General features: G+C 52.8%; 19 protein-coding genes. 1 reads left to right on the top strand and 18 read right to left on the bottom strand.

Translation table 11 applies throughout. The annotated features are described in order from the left end of the window. Positions 1–194 precede the first annotated feature (194 nt). The 18 genes from GXX57_03740 to GXX57_03655 all read right to left on the bottom strand — a co-directional run bounded on the left by GXX57_03740 (position 195) and on the right by GXX57_03655 (position 16,043). Positions 195–1,733 (bottom strand): flagellin, encoded by a 1,539-nt coding sequence (locus tag GXX57_03740; GenBank protein ID HHV43768.1) that lies wholly within the window; start codon positions 1,731–1,733, stop codon positions 195–197. A 153-nt stretch (positions 1,734–1,886) separates the two neighbouring features. Then, complete coding sequence (locus GXX57_03735) at positions 1,887–2,321, bottom strand: hypothetical protein (GenBank protein ID HHV43767.1); 435 nt, start codon at positions 2,319–2,321, stop codon at positions 1,887–1,889. 5 nt (positions 2,322–2,326) lie between these two features. Continuing rightward, entirely contained in the window at positions 2,327–3,211 is an 885-nt protein-coding gene (gene flgL / locus GXX57_03730) for a flagellar hook-associated protein FlgL (protein HHV43766.1), read from the bottom strand. 11 nt (positions 3,212–3,222) lie between these two features. After that, positions 3,223–4,587 (bottom strand): flagellar hook-associated protein FlgK, encoded by a 1,365-nt coding sequence (flgK, locus tag GXX57_03725; GenBank protein HHV43765.1) that lies wholly within the window; start codon positions 4,585–4,587, stop codon positions 3,223–3,225. Between the two features lie 73 nt (positions 4,588–4,660). Then, entirely contained in the window at positions 4,661–5,731 is a 1,071-nt protein-coding gene (locus GXX57_03720) for an HD-GYP domain-containing protein (GenBank protein ID HHV43764.1), read from the bottom strand. A gap of 6 nt (positions 5,732–5,737) precedes the next feature. Continuing rightward, positions 5,738–6,172, bottom strand: a complete 435-nt coding sequence (locus GXX57_03715; protein HHV43763.1) for a hypothetical protein — start codon at positions 6,170–6,172, stop codon at positions 5,738–5,740. Between the two features lie 6 nt (positions 6,173–6,178). Next, positions 6,179–6,430, bottom strand: coding sequence for a flagellar biosynthesis anti-sigma factor FlgM (gene flgM, locus GXX57_03710; protein HHV43762.1), 252 nt, complete (start codon positions 6,428–6,430; stop codon positions 6,179–6,181). Between the two features lie 30 nt (positions 6,431–6,460). Continuing rightward, complete coding sequence (locus GXX57_03705; GenBank protein HHV43761.1) at positions 6,461–7,540, bottom strand: chemotaxis response regulator protein-glutamate methylesterase; 1,080 nt, start codon at positions 7,538–7,540, stop codon at positions 6,461–6,463. 19 nt (positions 7,541–7,559) lie between these two features. Continuing rightward, a complete protein-coding gene (locus tag GXX57_03700; GenBank protein ID HHV43760.1) occupies positions 7,560–8,036 on the bottom strand; it encodes a chemotaxis protein CheD in 477 nt (158 codons plus the stop codon). A 4-nt stretch (positions 8,037–8,040) separates the two neighbouring features. After that, positions 8,041–8,643 (bottom strand): hypothetical protein, encoded by a 603-nt coding sequence (locus GXX57_03695; GenBank protein HHV43759.1) that lies wholly within the window; start codon positions 8,641–8,643, stop codon positions 8,041–8,043. Beyond that, the gene (locus GXX57_03690; GenBank protein HHV43758.1) at positions 8,643–9,008 is read right to left on the bottom strand and encodes a response regulator; all 366 of its coding nucleotides are present in this window, start codon (positions 9,006–9,008) and stop codon (positions 8,643–8,645) included. The genes GXX57_03695 and GXX57_03690 overlap by 1 nt, the downstream gene beginning before the upstream one ends. A gap of 2 nt (positions 9,009–9,010) precedes the next feature. After that, a complete protein-coding gene (locus GXX57_03685) occupies positions 9,011–10,984 on the bottom strand; it encodes a chemotaxis protein CheA (protein ID HHV43757.1) in 1,974 nt (657 codons plus the stop codon). 273 nt (positions 10,985–11,257) lie between these two features. Next, a complete protein-coding gene (locus tag GXX57_03680; GenBank protein HHV43756.1) occupies positions 11,258–11,728 on the bottom strand; it encodes a hypothetical protein in 471 nt (156 codons plus the stop codon). A gap of 29 nt (positions 11,729–11,757) precedes the next feature. Beyond that, the gene (gene rsmA / locus GXX57_03675) at positions 11,758–12,621 is read right to left on the bottom strand and encodes a 16S rRNA (adenine(1518)-N(6)/adenine(1519)-N(6))-dimethyltransferase RsmA (GenBank protein HHV43755.1); all 864 of its coding nucleotides are present in this window, start codon (positions 12,619–12,621) and stop codon (positions 11,758–11,760) included. Positions 12,622–12,629: 8 nt separating this feature from the next. After that, complete coding sequence (locus tag GXX57_03670; GenBank protein HHV43754.1) at positions 12,630–13,634, bottom strand: DUF348 domain-containing protein; 1,005 nt, start codon at positions 13,632–13,634, stop codon at positions 12,630–12,632. A gap of 19 nt (positions 13,635–13,653) precedes the next feature. Next, positions 13,654–13,848, bottom strand: coding sequence for a hypothetical protein (locus GXX57_03665; GenBank protein HHV43753.1), 195 nt, complete (start codon positions 13,846–13,848; stop codon positions 13,654–13,656). Next, positions 13,841–15,232: a replicative DNA helicase gene (locus GXX57_03660; GenBank protein HHV43752.1), complete on the bottom strand. Its 1,392-nt coding sequence runs from the start codon at positions 15,230–15,232 to the stop codon at positions 13,841–13,843. The genes GXX57_03665 and GXX57_03660 overlap by 8 nt, the downstream gene beginning before the upstream one ends. Continuing rightward, complete coding sequence (locus tag GXX57_03655; protein HHV43751.1) at positions 15,225–16,043, bottom strand: DnaD domain protein; 819 nt, start codon at positions 16,041–16,043, stop codon at positions 15,225–15,227. Before GXX57_03655 ends, GXX57_03660 begins: the two co-directional genes overlap by 8 nt. A 368-nt stretch (positions 16,044–16,411) precedes the next feature. Here GXX57_03655 and GXX57_03650 point away from each other — a divergent pair, with 368 nt between their 5' ends. Further along, complete coding sequence (locus tag GXX57_03650) at positions 16,412–16,774, top strand: DUF4180 domain-containing protein (protein HHV43750.1); 363 nt, start codon at positions 16,412–16,414, stop codon at positions 16,772–16,774. Positions 16,775–16,918 lie beyond the last annotated feature (144 nt).

Here is a 16,918-nt window from a genome sequence, read left to right as displayed (position 1 = left end):
TTGCAAATGCTTCACCAAAGCGCGAAGCTTTTCTTCGGACGCCTTATCGGCATCCACATTTAGCAGCTCATACATAATCCCTTTTTCTTCGGGCATCTTATTCACCTCCATGTTATCCCTCTTTTCAGTCACTGCCTTTCAAAAAAGGAAAGGCCCCGTTAGGAGCCCTCCTTATTAACTTACCACTTAAGATCTTATCCAAGAAGTTGTAGTACACTTTGAGGAGCCATATTAGCCTGAGCCAACATAGCGGTTGCAGCTTGTTGGAGAATGTTGTTCTTGGTAAAAGCCATCATCTCTTCTGCCATGTCTACGTCACGGATCCGTGATTCAGCAGCTTGGAGGTTCTCGGCAGACGTACCGAGGTTGCTGATAGTATGCTCCAAACGGTTCTGGTAAGCGCCGAGCTTGGACCGTTCTGCTGAAACAGCCTCAATCGCATTGTCGATAATTGTAAGAGCAGCATCCGCCCCAGCTTGAGTCATTACGCCGCCCACCGAATCCTTGGTGACGTTATCAACCTTGAGCTGACCAACCTGCAGACCCTGTTCGGCATCAGGAACGTCATCAACCGTGATGGCAACAGTGATGGTCACCTCTTCGTTAGCCAACGCAAAGGTTCCCAGATCCGCAGTAATGGACTTACCACTTGAGGTGGTGTAAGTCACCACACCGGCACCGCTAACCACCGTCTCACGCACAGCTTCTCCATCAATGGTTGCGGAGAGTCCGGCAGGAACTTCATCCTTGCCGCCTGAAAGGTTAACCGAGCCATTAAAGTCAACTGCGCCGTTGTCAGTCGTTTCAATAATGATGTTATTTCCTGCAGCGCCTGGCGTCGTAGCCATAACCGTGACTTCCGCTCCGTTGGCCTCAAGAGTGACTCCACCGATGGTTAGATTTGCTATTTCACCCGCCAGCTCGGCAGGGGTTTTCGCTGTCGGGTTACCGCTACCGTCGTCCTTTTGGAGAGCGATGGTATAATCTGCACCGGCTACATCGGTTCCTTGTGAACTAAACCCGATTTTGTAACCGTTGATCGTTAGGGTGGATCCGTCCTGAAAGGCCTGCCCGATTGTAAACGTGTGGGATGCAGCTTCTGCAAGGGAACCCGATGAATGGATTACCTTAAACTCCACAGATCCGCTCTGCGTGAAACCAGCAACGCCTGAAACGGATACCTCCGGCAACTTATCCGGGGCACCTACGTTGACACTATCGACGGTAATCTCAGGGGCTCTCCCCGCGGCCATGTTTCCAATACTTAATGTAATGCTCTGCCCTTCATTAGCACCGATGTGGAACGTGCCAGTGAACGTACCGTTCAACAGATGTTTGGTGTTGAACTGAGTCTGATTGGCGATGCGATCGATCTCATCAATAAGCTCATTGATTTCTTTCTGAATCTCGGAACGATCAACTTCAGTGTTGGTATCGTTGGCTGCTTGAGCAGCCAGTTCCCTCATTCTCTGGAGAATGGCGTGTGTTTCATTTAGCGCACCCTCTGCAGTCTGAATCAGGCTGATGCCATCCTGAGCATTCCTCATGGCCTGCTTGAGACCCCGAATCTGGCCTCTCATTTTCTCGCTGATGGCCAGACCAGCCGCATCATCACCAGCCCGGTTGATGCGAAGGCCCGATGACAGCTTCTCCATAGCCTTAGAAACGGCGCTCTGATTGACAGACAACTGCCTATGTGCGTTCAACGCCATAATGTTCGTGTTGATTCGCATTCGTTTTTCCTCCTTGCTCTTTGCTTTGTTTTTGCTTTATTGATGAAGGCTCCGTTGTGTAACGGAGACCGTCTTCACCAGTTGGGTTCTTCACTTAATTTATCGGTTTGTGATTGTTGGTGTTTAGCCCTAGGCCAAATAGTTCTTGTTAAACTATACATATTGATTAACTAAGCCACTTTTCCCATTTGTCCCGCTCGCATTGTGGGTTAACTCTACCTGCACCGAAGCAGTAGATGCATAAATGCGTAACCAGCCAGGAACAACAGATATTTCCGGTCGATGCTTCGGTGCCATATCAACGTTAATGGTACACACCTCCTGGGGTGGCGGTTCGAGTAAAAGGGCACCCTTTGCTGTAATATTCCAGCGCAGGCGGTCGCCTTTACGGGCCTTTTTAGCAATCCCCTCTTGGGCCGCCTGCCACCCCTTCTGGGCGGCGTCCCTGCCGAGCCTGGTTGGTCCTTTTAGACCTAGATCGGCAAGGGATTCCGTTAGATCTACTTTGACACGACCAAGCCGGTATTCAATGCTTAACTGCGCCGGTTTGATCTCAATAACAAGCTGTCTCAGGGAACTGATGGCCATCATGGTTATCTCAAGAAGTCAACCAACGAGGGTTGAATAATCCTCGCCCCTGTTGCTAACGAAGCTGTGTAGACATTCTCCTTAGTCTTGGCCTGCATGATGGTCTCCGCAATATCCGTATCCTCGTTGTTAGAGAGCAACGCCTTCAAATTGGTCTCAATATCCTTCAACCGCTCTTTCACGTTGGTGAGATGGTTGTACTTCGCTCCAATCTCGGCGCGATAGCGAAGAACATGGTCGATGGCCCGATCCAGACTGCCTATGCAGTCGTCAATCGTCTCCGGATTAGAGACCAGGGCTTCTTCGAGGGACTTTAGAACATCAAATAGGGACGTATCATCATCAAGGTAGAAGACCTCGTGGCCGGAAACGCCCGCTTTCATACGTACGTAGGGGCTGATCTCAAACTCGGGCACGTCCGTGGTACCTACATAGACCACACTGTCACCGGAGGTTTGGAAGGGCACGGTACCTACCTTCTTCCCGCCAAAGACATACTTAGTTCCCGAAGAGACATTGCCCGCGGCAACAAGCTGCTGTATGAGTCCGGAGACTTCCTTAGCGATGGCCCCCCGATCTTCATCGGCAAGCAAACCCCCTGCACGAATGGTTAAGTCCCTGGCCCGGGCCAGCACACTGCTGACGTTATTTAAGGCAATTTCACTGGTTTCAAAGATGGCCAACGCCTCATCGATGTTCCTAGCATACTGAGCGTTCTCCAGCAATTTTGCTTGCAGGGTCATGCTACGGGTCACACCGGAGGGATCGTCCCCGGGCCGTTGGAATTTCTTCCCGCTGGCCAGTTTCTCGTACTCCTTGTTCAGTTCGGCCAAGTTCCTGTGTAGATTGGCCACGAAGTTATTCACCATCATCTGGCTGGTAATTCGCATGGTCCTACCTCCTATCGCCCGGTCCGTTCAATGAGGGTTGTCAGCATCTCGTCGATGACATTAACCACCCGCGCCGATGCATTGAAGGCATGCTGATACTTAATAATATTGGCCACCTCTTCATCGATGGAGACGCTAGAAGTGCTGTGTCTCAGGTTTTCCAACTGACTCACCAACATGGATTGATTGGTGGTCATGTTCGCCGCATGGCGGGCCTCTACCCCTAAGGCGGCGATAAGGGCGGTAAAATACTCCTGGTAACTGGCCTTCCCGTTATCGATGATCCGGTCATCCATAGTTTCCAAAAGCCGCAGGGCGTTGCCGGCGTTACCTTCTTCATCGGGGGTGTCACTCGCGGCTATTTTCTTGTAATCCTCCGCGATCTCCGGGGCCAGCTGGATATCTTTTGCTCCTGTGCCTACGAAGAAATCAAGGCCCGTGCTGCCATCAAGGCCAAAGCCGGCCCGATGTACTTCGTTAAGTCCCAAGATGAGGCCCCGAGCTAACGTATCCAAGGCATCAAGATACTTGGGGATCATCTCCCGTTCCACATCGATCAGGCCTTGCAGAGCACCGGAGGAGAGCTGGACAGTGCTACCGTCCCCCCAAAGTACTTTCACATCGCCTCCACTGGTGTCCAGCTGAAGATGGTTTGCTTGGTTATCTTGAACAAGAACCTGTCCACCAATGGAGATGGTAATACTGTTATTGGGCTCCACAGAATAGGAGAAATCCACGAGGAAGGACAGCTGATCTAAAAGGTGATCCCGGCGATCAAGTAGGTCGTTAGCATTTCGGCCAGTGGTCACCAACTTTGAGATCTGACGGTTGAGGGCGGCAAGCTCATCGGCAAGACCGTTGATCTCGTTGATGGTGATCTGGATCTCCGAGCGGATCTGATTGGCTAAGTCTTCCCCCTGCCGATAGACGTGGGAAATGACTTCGGCCAGGGCTTTACCCTGCTGTTGCAAACTGGCCCGTACCGCCGGGCTTTGGGGGTTGGTCGTAAGATCATGGAGCGCCATTTTGAACTGGCTGATGGCATGATCGATCCCTGTATTGCCGGGCTCGTTCAAGATAAACTCAATCTGCTCAATGGCACTGCGTTGAATATCCCAGTATCCGAGGTTTTGACTCTCCTGCCGAAACTGGGCATCGTAGAAGGGATTCCGGGCCCTTTGTACATAGGCCATCACCACGCCATTGCCGACGACACCTTTGGTGGTTCTTGTCACAAAGGAGCTTGCCTGGATACCTTCCTGTCGGGAATATCCTGCGGTGCCGGCATTGGCAATATTGTGGTTGGCAATATTCAGCTGATTCCGCTGGACTTGCATGCTTCGTTTGGCAATTTCCAATCCATTAAACAGACTCATATAGCCACCCTCTTACCATAGGTTCTTGCCATGAATATCGGTTTAATGGATTGGAATGTTTAGGATGGGGGGATTAGACGTCGCGCAGGGACCGTAACTCTTCCACGATCCTCCGCCCGTCGGTGAACAGATCAACGGTGATGGGCTTGGAATACTTGTTCCCGTTGGGATCGAAAATAAGGTTCACCACGGGCTGGTCTTGATGCTCCCAATTAAGACGGATCACTACCCCAAGGTGTCCCGAGTTCAAACGTACGTAAGACCCCACGGGATACTCCACCACATACTCACTTAAGACAGAGAGGACACTCTCGTCGAATTGATGTTGATTGCTATCGAAGAATTTCCTGGCTTGGGAGAAGTTCAAACCCTTGCGGTACGCACGGTCCGAGGTGATAGCATCAAAAACGTCGGCCACTGCGACGATTCGACTGAACAGATGGGTCTGTTCTCCCTTCAGACCACCAGGATACCCTGAACCGTCTATGCGCTCATGATGCTGCAGGGCCACGATCGCCGCTCGATAGTCCAAAGATCCCCGTTGTACCAGCATCTGGTAGCCATCTTCGGCATGTTGTTTCACAATCTCGTACTCTTCCGGGGTAAGACGGCCTGGCTTACACAAGATATCCTGGGGCACCAGGGTTTTGCCAATATCATGGAGTGCAGCACCCACCCCCACTGTACACATTTCTTTATGGGGCAGACGCAAAGATCGGGCCAGTAGAAGGGAAAGAACACAACAATCCACACAGTGATGAAATGTGTAGTTGTCGTAATTGCGGATTTCCGAAAGGCTCAAAACGATGGATTCCTGCACCAGCAATTCGTCTACTAGGGCCTCGACGGCTTGTTCCACCTCGACCAGTTCGTCAAGCATGTCCGGGCCCCGCTTGGTGTACAATTCCCTCAGGGACGAGGTAATTCGATGTTTCGTTTCGCTGGAGACCGGTTGGGCTACCTCAATCTCCGCTTCCCAGGGTTCACCGACATAGATGGAGGGGTATCCCAATTGGTGAATCTTTTGTATATATCTAGCAGTCAGTTGTGTTCCGGCCTTGAGTAACACTCTTCCTGAACTATCCTCAATTGTACGGACCAAATACATACCAGGCCGTACCTTGTCGATGGGCAAGCGTTCCAAGGGGGACTACCCTCTCTCCTGCCTTACTCGGGCAAAGCTGGCAAACTCATCGAGCATTTGCTGTTCCCGCCTTTGCATCGCCCTTCTGTGCATATCCTTCTGTCGATCCCTAAGAAGCACTAAAACCTTGTAATCTTTCGTCGCCTCCCGCAAGTATTCCTGCTGTCTAGCGTGTTCTTCTTTCGCCTGATGCAGTTGGTCTTGGGCATTCTTCAAGACACAGGTCAGGTATTGTCTGTGTCTGTAGTTGAGCTGCATCGAGACAACGGAAGGCTCATCCTTCATACGGAGAGCCTCTGCACGCTTTGTACCCAGGTTAGCGACCTGTTCTGTCCGCTGCTCCACTATGGTGTAAGCTTTAGCCGTCTTAAGCTGTTGCTGCTTCTTCTCCGCCTCCCGCAGCCGGAGCAGCTTGTCTAAGGTAAACTGAAACCCCCGCATATTCCCCTACCTGAAAAAGTCAATAATTTTGCCTGCCACTTTCTCGGGATCCACTTTGTAGGTCCCAGCAGCAATCTGTTCCTTGATCTTAGCTACTTTCTCCGCCCTCTCATTTTGGGACACGGCCGCCAATTGCCTGGCCTGGGCAGAAATAGACACCTGATCGGCCTGAGTCTTCTTGGCGGTAGGCTTACCCTTTGGTGCCGTCTGGGCATTAAGCCGGGCAAAACTCACCAGGGTCGTGCGATCTATCTTCATGAAATCCACGCTCCTTGCGTAACCTTCCTCTTATCTTTCGGTTAAATCGGGGCGTCCGTTTAGTCTTGGAAAGCTTCCCTGTTTCAGGCCGTTGACATACCAATTCAAAAATTCAGCAATACTGTGGCCAGGCAAACTCATGTGGGCCGCACCATTTTCCACCACAGCTTTAGGCATACCGTAGACCACCGAGGTTGTTTCATCCTGGGCCACCACCAATCCCCCAGCTTCCTTGACCTTAAGACAAGCCGCAGCACCGTCCCGGCCCATACCCGTCAGAATCACCGCCACCATCTGGGCACCGTAGACTTGCACGGCAGAGGAAATCATTACGTCGATGGAAGGCCTGATGGTGGCATCGGGCTCCTCAGTGGTGAGCTGGACGACCCGCCGGGGTGTCACCCGCAGATGGTATTCACCTGGAGCCAAGAGGACAAGACCCTCTTTCAGTACGTCTCCACTGCGGGCTTCCCGCACCTCCAGGGGACAACTGTTATTCAAGCGCTGGGCTAAAGCCGCGGTAAATTGGCCCGGCATGTGTTGACTAATGAGCACACAGGCAGGCAAATGCGGAGATAGACCGGAAAGCAACGTTTCCAGAGCCTTGGGCCCCCCGGTGGAAGAACCGATGGCAATCAGGCGCTGGGCAGCGCCGGCATGTAGACTGGTTCTAGGTGGAGGGGTGGGGGGCAACTCCTTGACCAGGCCCCGTAGATTAGCATTGGCTGCGGTCTTAACCTTCAGGGCCAGTTGTTCCCGGAACCCTTCGATGTTATCCCAAGTAATGGGTTTGGTAAGGAAATCAACAGCGCCGAGGAGTAGTCCTTCGGTGGTGACATCGCTGCCTTCTTTGGTTACACTACTTAACAGTACCACCGGAAGGGGATTGGTCTCCATCAGTTTGCGGAGGGCCGAAATCCCGTCCATCTGGGGCATGTGGATATCCAAGGTCACCACATCGGGTTTGAGCCTTGGCACTTCCTCTAGAAACTCCACTCCATTGGCGGCGGTCCCCACCACCTCGATGGCCGAGTCCACCTCCAAAAGATCCGTCAACAAACGCCGCATAAATGCGGAGTCGTCCACCACCATCACTTTGATCTTGTCCATCCTTGTCTCCGCTCCACACCTAAAGTACAGTCACCTTGCCCGCGGTGTTAATGGTTACGATCCCGGTGGCAGCGTCGATGGACATCGACCGTCCCTTGTTTCCTCCCACCACTTCGCCAGCCAGCCGAATCCCCAGCTTCTTCAGTTGCTCCCGCACCGCTTGCACGTTCTGGGCCCCCACATTGAGCAGAGGGCCTTCCATACCCACAAAAAGCTGGCCTCCGCCGGCGATTTTGGCCTGCAGGAAGCTGGGCTGGGCTCCTTCCCGAAGCATCTGTTCGTATAGGAGGGGGATTGCCAAATCTGCATACTTGCCGGGATTATCCCCCCGGTACCGACCGTTGGCGCTGGCCAGGAAAACGTGGGATAAACCTGCCACCCGGTTTATTCTATCGTAGATGGCCACGCCGACGCAAGAACCTAGGCCCAAGGTCTTGATAATCCCTTTCCCGCTGATTACGGCATAATCCCCTAAACCGACAAGATATTCCTCCATGAATCTACTCCAGTCTAAAGCGTTCCATCAGGTGTTCGAGAAAGGCTGGTTCCGGCAAAAAGACAATATGGCCCGTGGTTCGGTATTGCTGCAAAAGAAAGACCGACTCCACCACCACCACGCAGTCGCTAACCGTTCCTCCCTCCACCAGGATGGAGTTGAGGATTGCTGCGCTTTCGCCGATGGCCATCCCCGCCACCCCCGGCACCAAGGGAAGATCACTGAGGTCCGCCAGGGCATTGACGAAGGAGGCGGTGATGATGTTGCTGGCCTCATCTAGGGCCGAACGGGCCAAGTCGTCCAGGGTGTGGACTGGCTGGTTCAGTAGCCTGCCTGCCAAAACCAAGGCATCGGGCATAGTTTGCAAAAAGGCGATGGCCCCTACCTCGCCTTCGATGGTTCGCAGGGTGCACACCACCTCTTCTTCCGGATCCGGCAAAAGCTCGATGAATCTGCTGACCGGGTACAACATCGTCTTCGGAACATCGATGGTCACCGCGGCATGTCCGAATAGTACAGACAGGGAAGTGGCCGCATGCCCCGTACCGATGTTGCCCAGTTCCAGCAACATATCCATTACTGCTTCTTTCACTACCTCTTGGTCCATTAACTCGTCAGCGCCTTCCTTAAGGCCTCGATAACCCGCTCCTCCTCAAAGGGTTTGACAATAAAGTCCTTGGCACCGGCGCTAAGGGCCTGAATCACCATTTGCTTCTGCCCCATGGCGCTGCAGACAATGATTACTGCATTGGGATCCTGCTCTTTAATTTTCGTGATGGCAGTAATACCATCCATCTTGGGCATGGTAATATCCATGGTAACAATGTCTGGTTTTAGTTCTTGGTAAAGCTCGATGGCCTCCTGGCCGTTACCGGCTTCCCCCACCACATTGAAGCCGTTTTGCACCAATATCTTTTTCAGCATCATGCGCATGAAAGCAGTGTCGTCGACAATAAGTACGTTCTTGGACAATCTTATCCTCTCCCCCGACCCGTGTGTAACAAGTTGTTCACATCAATGATTAAGGCGATCTCACCGCTACCTAAGACGGTGGCGCCGGCAACACCTTGATGATGTAACAAGGCCTTGGGCAATGTCTTGGTGACCACTTCCAGCTGGCCCACCAACTGATCCACCACTAGCCCCAACTTCCTCCGGTGGGCCTGGACCACCACTACCCAAAGCACATTGGTGTTATATTCTGTTTTGTCTCCGGTTAAAATCTCCTGCAAGGAGATGATCGGAACCACTTCTCCCCTGAGGTTGATCACACCTTGTTCATAGACCTGCTTCAGTTCCTGACTGCGGATCCGTAGGTTTTCCACCACCACATCCACCGGGATAGCATAGTAGGCTCCCGCCTGGTCCTTCACCAACAAAGTCCGGGTGATAGCCAAGGTCAAGGGCAGCCGGATGGTGATCTGTGTATACTGATCTTCCTTAGTGTCAATATACACAGAACCTTTCATCGAGTCAACCGTTTTCTTGACCACATCCATCCCCACACCCCGACCGGAAATATCGGTGACTTTATCCCTGGTGGAAAAACCCGGGTGGAAAACATATTGAATGACTTCTTCCCTAGGCAGCTTGGAGGCTTCATCGGCGGTGAGAAGACCCTTTTGGATCGCCTTTTCCCGCACTCGCTCCACATTGATGCCCGCCCCATCATCCCGGATCTCGATAACCACGTAGCCCCCCTCTTGGTAGGCCCGCAGGATAACTTGGGCCTGGGGAGATTTGCCCTTGCGTATCCGCTCTTCCTTGGGTTCAACGCCGTGGTCGACAGCATTGCGCACTAGGTGCACCAAGGGATCCGCCAGGTGGTTCACAATGGAACGATCCAGTTCGGTGTCCTCGCCAGAGATAACCAACTCCACTTCCTTGTTCTGCTCGATAGCGAGGTTACGCACCATCCGGGGGAAGCGTTCAAAAAGCTCCCGAATGGGCACCATGCGCAACTTCATAATTCCCCGATACAGATCTGTGGTCAGACGATCCAAGCGACGCACCGCGTCCACCAAATCGGTATCCTGGGTGAGATCCAAGGCCTCCATGATATTGTTCCGGGTGATGGTCAGCTCTCCGGTAAGATTCACCAAAGCATCTATGCGTTGAGTGTCCACCCGGATGAAATCTCGGGCCCGGGTGCGGGAAACTTCCCGGGTCTCCTCCCGCTCCTGGCTTTCCTTTTTCGGGACCAGTTGTTCCGAGGAGATCCGGTTTATCTGAAAAAGGAGCAGATCAGGAATCCCAATGAGGACCTTCTCGATCTTCTCTAGGGGATGGACAGTAACCAGCGTGAAGCAGAATTTCAGGTCAAACCGTTCTTCCTTTAGATCCTCCAGGGAGGGCTCACTGGCCACGATGTTCCCCAACTCACTCAAGGCCCGGTGTACCATGTAAGCCCGGACCGATTTCATCTGCACGTCGTCCGCAAGCTGTATTTCCACCCGGTAAATGGGTTGCGCGGTATCGACTTTCTCCAGGGGGACCAGTTCCCACTGGCCTGAACCAACCTCTGATTTTTCCTCTTCTTCAGTAGTCTCCGACGCAAGGGATTTTCCTTCGATAAGGGCATAGATCTTCTTCGACAGATCCTCTCGAGAGGCGGGCCGGTAGGCGCTGGGGTCCTCGGCAAACTGGGCCAGCATCTTTTCCATCGCTTCCACCGCTTGGAGAAGGACAGTGATGGCCTGGGAGGAAACCGCAAGGGTCTGTTTGCGAAACTGGTCCAACAGGGTCTCCATGTCATGGGCCAAAGACGAAAGATCCTCTAGGCCCACCGTGGCAGACATACCTTTTAGGCTGTGGGCAGCCCGAAACAGTTCCGCAAGTATCTCCTGGTCCTCGGGGTTCTTCTCCAAAAGCAGGAGATTGTCCCCCAGGGCATTGAGGTATTCGGTAGCTTCGGCGGTGAATATCGCCTGGTAATCGCTCAAATCCACATCTGTCCCTCCTTGCAGGCATCTTCTAACGGAATATATCGGTATTTTCCGTGGGTTTGTTTATGACAGATCTTGGCTGGAGGAAAGCAGCACGGTGGAAAGGAAGAATCGGCGGGAGCTGACCGGACTTCTAGGGATTTGAAAGACGCTTACCTACTGTCGCCCGGGTGGGGTTATGCTCAATTGCGACCACCAAACACTTTTGGCGGTCTCCTACGATGATTATCGGCTCTATTTAGGACTGTTTCGGCATTATATCTGGGAGGAAAAAGATCACTTGGTGTGTTTGTCGGCTACGTTGGAGGCACCGTAGGATTCGGGCTTAATCTTGGCATGGTAACCGCTGCCTACCACCATGCCCACCACTTCGCGGATGAGCTCCTTGGTTTCCCCGTTGGGACCTACGTCCAGGTGGATCTCAATATCCAGATCCCCAAAGCCGTTTTGGGCCAATCGTTCCGCAAAGTCGCTGGCCACCATTAGACTGCGGGAGGTTTCGTAGAAGATCCGCTGCCGCAGGCTTCTGATGTGATCGTGCCGCTCCTTGGTGTAAAAATAGCGGCCACCACGGCCTTCTCGGTGGATGAGAATGGCCGTAACAAAGCAAGTGTCATCCCTGGTCTGGGAATCGGTGCCGATAATCAACCGATACTTTTCCGTGGGCATCTCTTGCATATATGCGATGATCTGCTGGAAGACTTCATCGATATCCAGTGGACCACAACTTGGACTCAGAAACTGCATATATCTCGCCTTCCTCGCATGGCTTTAAACTAGCTACCCCTTAGGATAATCTCCGTCAGTTGATAGAATTCCTCGCCGCTTAAAGTCTCACCTCGACGCATGGGATCAATCTGCGCTTTGGCTAGTAATTCATCTACGGCCTCTGCGGGCATCTCCAAGCCCTTTTTCAGGGCGTTACCGATGGTCTTCCGCCGCTGGCCAAAGGCAGCCTTTACCACCCGGAAGAAGGTCTCCTCATAGATGGCGTTGGGGAAGGGCTGCTCCCGGGGTATGAGCCGAATCACCGCGGAGTCCACCTCGGGCTTCGGATAGAATACCGTCCTGGGCACGTTACAGACTAGCTCAGGAACGCTTTTGGCCTGGGCCGCCACCGACAACACACCATATTCCTTGGTCCCGGGCGAAGCCAGGATCCTTTGGGCCACTTCCCTTTGCACCATACAGGTGATACTGGCCAAAGGCACCGTGGCCGCCAGTAAATGCATAATTATCGGGCTTGTCACATAATAGGGCAAATTCCCTACGGTTTTGATTATACCATAGTCACCGGCCAATGACACAAGGGTGTCAATCGGTAATTCCAGGATGTCCCCTTCAATAACCCGTACATGGGGAAGATGTCCAAGGTTTTGTTGCAAAAGGGGGCTCAACCGGTGGTCCTTCTCCACCGCGATGACCGCCCCGGCGTGCTCGGCCAGGGCCTTCGTGAGGGTACCCAATCCCGCTCCGATTTCTATCACCAAATCGCCGGAATCGGGCTCTACAGCAGCAACTATCTTATTGACAATATTAGCATCCACCAAGAAGTTTTGTCCCAGTCTCTTGCTGGGACGGATCTGTTGGGATGCCAGCTGTTGTCGCACTACGCTGACACTGGTAAGATTGACCTCCACAGGCCTGTTCACTCCAAGATATATACTTTCACTATCCGACGGCCGAAATGCACCGCCTCACGGTAGGTATCAAAGCAAAGATCGATGATGTTCCCCTTGATGGCTCCGCCGATGTCCGCGGCCACAGCGATACCATATCCAGGAATGTACATCCGAGTACCCAGGGGAATCACCGAAGGATCCACCGCCACCACACCGTACCCGGCCGGGGCACCAGTGTAGGTGGTACCGTCGGCCCATTTGCCCGTACTCTCGGGACCCGGATAATAAGCGGTGGCCTCTAACTCCAGTACCTTTCGGTAACGGATTGACCCTGCTGGAGTCTCGGCAGTATAATACAGAATCTTTGTCCCCATGGCAATAATCTGGGGAACCGGCTCCTTTACCACCTCTTGGGAGATCAGCTCCTCGCTGGCCAAGACCCCGTCGTGGTACGTCAGTCGGTAGATATCCTCCCGGATCCCGTTATCTCCGGTCTGCACTGTCACCGTCCGGCCCTGTTCCAGATCATGGTCCACCGTCTGGATCACCCGGTAACCCAAGAGTACCTGCTTTGTAATATATTCTTCTTCCACCCGGACGATCTTAACCAAGGCATCCTCCGTCAGGGTAGTGGATACGTCGGGAACCACGAAGTCTAACTCGCCCAGGGCAATACCCAACTGATCCAAGACGTCCCTTACCGTCGTCTCCGTGGTATGGTGAATATACCGACGACCATCGACCTGCAGGGTTACGGTAAAGGCTGGTTGGACAAAGATCTCCATTCCCGGCACGACTTCGCTATCTAAAGAGGGATACACCGCGTCGAAGGAAGAGATGGAGATAGGGAATTCCGCCACCACCTCTTCCACCGTTTTCGCTTTCGTTTTCAGTTGCCAGGTGGTTTGACCGTAGACCACCACCACCACCTCGGAAGAAAAATCCCGCTGCCCTGCACAGGTGAGCAGGGCCAAAATCCCTAGGACAACCGCCACTAGAAGAAGCGGATGCCGATACCGAACAGGCCGCATTGGTCGCCTCCCAAACAGCTCAATCCCTATTCAACCACCGGTAGGGATCCAGCTTTTCTCGCAGCTCACTAATACTGTATTCACCGATATGCTCAATGATGTTCACAATCTCTTGGAACTCGGCTTCCGTGATCTTGCCCTGTTTACACAATTCGTCGTAAGCCATCACAAATTGCAGTTTCAGCCGTTCACTTTCAGCGTCCAGATCAGGCACCTATCTCCGCCTCCTCTCGGAACGACTCATCTATGAACCGGGTGTACTCGGGAACCCACCGCAGGATAGCCTTGCCGGTCTGCCCTTTACGCTGCTTGGCAATGATTACTTCCACCAAACCCTGGGTCCCCTCTGCAGCCGCCTTGTCGGGATAGTAATAGTCTTCCCGGTAAAGGAACATGATCACATCGGCAAACTCCTCGATGTTTCCACTATCCCGCAGATCCGACATCCTGGGCCGTTTGTTGTCGCGGGCTTCCACACCGCGGTTCAACTGAGACAGGAGAATGATGGGCAGATCCAACTCTCCCGCCAAGTCCCGCAGTTCCCGAACGATATCCCCCACCTGCAGAGCCCAGTTGCGGTTACTATCCCCGGTGGGACGAATGAGTTGCAGATAGTCGATGATGACAAGACCCAGATCCTTATGCTCAGCCTTGACTTTCCTGGCTTTAGCCCGGATCTCCCCCACGCTAAGACCGCGGGTATCCACGATTTTAATCGGCAGATCATAAAGTTCATTGAAGACCTGCTCCGTAACCGCGAGCTTCTCGTCATCAAGGCGGGTGGCGTAATCGAAAGACGTCACCGCCGGGCCCCGGTCTTTGTACCGGAAGAGCTCACTGAGCACGATGCGGTCACCAATCTGTTCATCATCCATCTCCAAACTGAAGATTAATACGGGTATATTCCGTTTGGCAACATTCATGGCAAAATTGAGGGCCAAGGCTGTCTTACCCATACTTGGACGGGCCGCCAGGATGATCAGGTCCTTCTTCTTGAAGCCGGTGGTCAACGCGTCGATGGACGGGAAACGCACCGGCAGGCCATAGGAGACCTTACCCTCCCGCCGTTCAATGAGATTGGTATAGCACCTACTAAGTACATCGATCAGGTCCTTGGCATCTTCCCCTTCTCCTTCGCCCTGGCAGGCTTGGAAGATGAGCTCCTGGGCCTTTGCTTGGATGGCACTGAGACTCTCTTCAGTGTTAAGGCGCACCATTTCCTCGATCTTCGCGACGGCATTGAGGATCCGACGTCGGGCAGCCTTGTCCACCAGAGTATCGATACTGGGCTGCAACTCCGCCTGGCTGACGAAGGACTCGGTCATCTGCAAAAGGACGTCATCGATATCCTTAAGACTCTCGTCATTTCTGAGCCGGTTGTAGACCTGGGTGTAGGATATATACCCACTGGCATTGTACAAATCCCAAATCGCTCGGAATATCTTGCGGTGTCTTATATCGTAAAAATGGTCTTCCCTGAGCCGGTCAATGCAATGGTCCACCCGCTCCGGATGCCTGATCAGAATGCCCAGTACCCGTTGCTCCGCCTCAAGGTCGTAGGGAACAAAGGCTTGTTCCTTCCCTGGTTGATTAGTCATCTGGGTACAACTCCTTCCAGATCTTTAGCCGGTCTTCATCCACTATGTTATAGGCGGTGGCATTTGGCCAACCCTCGTAAGTCTCGTTCACAGTTTCTTCTGGCTGCATACCGGCCAAAGCCCGGACCTTGATCTTTTTCTTAATCAGGTGATCCACAGTGCGAACCCCCTGGTTGCTCCAATTGCGCAGGATCCCCTCGAGGTATTCAAAACGGGGCGACTGGGCCGAAAGGGCAGTCTCCTCGATAGCAAGGGCAATCACATCGGCACTCATCTTCTTATGTTCCATCCAATACTCTAGCTTCTGGTATTGGGTGGGACCGATCAAACCAATCCGGTTAGCGTAAAGCTCCAACACTGAATCCAGGTCCGGATTTACCTCTGTGGGAAGACTGGTCTGTTCCTGAGCGGTAGGTTCCAGGGATAGATCCTCTCCCTCGAGGGCAACGCTAGCAGCCACTTGATCCCAGAATTCCTCTTCGGAAACTGTCTCAGGCTGCTCAACAGGGGCTTGGCGGGGAAGTCCCGTTGGTTCTTTCAAGATCCAACCTGTGCCATCGGCCTTTAAGAGTCCCACGTTTTCCAATCGCTTCAGGATGTTATCCACGGACCGGCCGTCCAGATCCATCTGGCTCATCAAGTACTCCCGGGCAGTGTCCCCATGCTGGATTTCCACCAACACCCGCAGATTCAGCCAAGCCGCCACCGCCAATGGTCCCACCATCGGCTGATAGTCCGTAAACAGCTCCACCGGAACCGACAGACAACGCCGCGTTCTTCCCTCAAGTCTAATATCCGACTTCTTGCCCATCTAACCTACCCCCCTTCCTCTCAGCAAGCCACAGGATTATCTTTTGACCACACGAAAACTGCAGAACAAAAAAGCCCACAAGCAGACGGGCTTTCCAAGACAAAAGTAGGCTTTAGATCTTTGGTCAGCTAGTACAAAATGACATTCTCTATTTGGCCGCGGAAATCCTGCCCTAAGATCAAAACCCTAAAGTTCAGAAAGAAAGGCAATAGTCAATGCTTAGCCCGTAGAAGACCCACTATGCCAGCCATGCCCTATTGTTCCTCAGCCAAGTCCAGGCACAGCACGAAGATGTGATATGGAACAACGTTGACGGCGGTATGTCTAAACCGATAGAATGAAGCAACATCAAGCCACGGAAGGCAGTCATGATACATGTTCGCACAGTTCATAGCAAGAATGGACATATTGCCGTGGTAACAAGCGATACAGTTCTGATAACCAATGTGCAGTCCGCTCTGGATCGCATCGCAGCTGTGAGCTTCGAGACTGGCCACTGCGCGGTTGTTATAAATAAGTCCGCCATCTGCGAAGAGCTTTTCCACCTGAAAACGAGGCTCGCAGGAGAGATTGTGCAAAAGTTCATCAACTACGATGTGAAGATGGGCATCGTAGGGAATTTTTCTCAGTATACCAGCAAGAGCCGTCACGATTTCATCTATGAAAGCAATATGGGTGGACGCATCGTCTTCGGACCCACCGAGGATGCCGTCATTGAACTCCTAGGCTAAAGACACGGTCAAACGAAAGACTTCGTTTAACCGACGCCGGAGGCCGACCAGTCAGTACTTAAGCCACCGGTTATAGCCCCTCTGAGGAGCATTTGAACGATAATATCTGATAAACCCTGTCTCCTTCCGCCTTGCCTCCGCGTC

The sequence above is a fragment of the Bacillota bacterium genome (assembly GCA_012839765.1).
Classification (GTDB): Bacteria; Bacillota; Limnochordia; order DUMW01; family DUMW01; genus DUMW01.
This window is presented reverse-complemented; position numbering and strand designations above follow the sequence as displayed.

Bases quoted from the DNA above. Each gene is read 5' to 3' on its own strand.
- GXX57_03740 (HHV43768.1), bottom strand. From the start codon at position 1,733: ATGCGAATCAACACGAACATTATGGCGTTGAACGCACATAGGCAGTTG.
- GXX57_03735 (HHV43767.1), bottom strand. From the start codon at position 2,321: ATGGCCATCAGTTCCCTGAGACAGCTTGTTATTGAGATCAAACCGGCG.
- flgL (HHV43766.1), bottom strand. From the start codon at position 3,211: ATGCGAATTACCAGCCAGATGATGGTGAATAACTTCGTGGCCAATCTA.
- flgK (HHV43765.1), bottom strand. From the start codon at position 4,587: ATGAGTCTGTTTAATGGATTGGAAATTGCCAAACGAAGCATGCAAGTC.
- GXX57_03715 (HHV43763.1), bottom strand. From the start codon at position 6,172: ATGCGGGGGTTTCAGTTTACCTTAGACAAGCTGCTCCGGCTGCGGGAG.
- flgM (HHV43762.1), bottom strand. From the start codon at position 6,430: ATGAAGATAGATCGCACGACCCTGGTGAGTTTTGCCCGGCTTAATGCC.
- GXX57_03705 (HHV43761.1), bottom strand. From the start codon at position 7,540: ATGGACAAGATCAAAGTGATGGTGGTGGACGACTCCGCATTTATGCGG.
- GXX57_03700 (HHV43760.1), bottom strand. From the start codon at position 8,036: ATGGAGGAATATCTTGTCGGTTTAGGGGATTATGCCGTAATCAGCGGG.
- GXX57_03695 (HHV43759.1), bottom strand. From the start codon at position 8,643: ATGGACCAAGAGGTAGTGAAAGAAGCAGTAATGGATATGTTGCTGGAA.
- GXX57_03680 (HHV43756.1), bottom strand. From the start codon at position 11,728: ATGCAGTTTCTGAGTCCAAGTTGTGGTCCACTGGATATCGATGAAGTC.
- GXX57_03670 (HHV43754.1), bottom strand. From the start codon at position 13,634: ATGCGGCCTGTTCGGTATCGGCATCCGCTTCTTCTAGTGGCGGTTGTC.
- GXX57_03660 (HHV43752.1), bottom strand. From the start codon at position 15,232: ATGACTAATCAACCAGGGAAGGAACAAGCCTTTGTTCCCTACGACCTT.
- GXX57_03655 (HHV43751.1), bottom strand. From the start codon at position 16,043: ATGGGCAAGAAGTCGGATATTAGACTTGAGGGAAGAACGCGGCGTTGT.
- GXX57_03650 (HHV43750.1), top strand. From the start codon at position 16,412: ATGATACATGTTCGCACAGTTCATAGCAAGAATGGACATATTGCCGTG.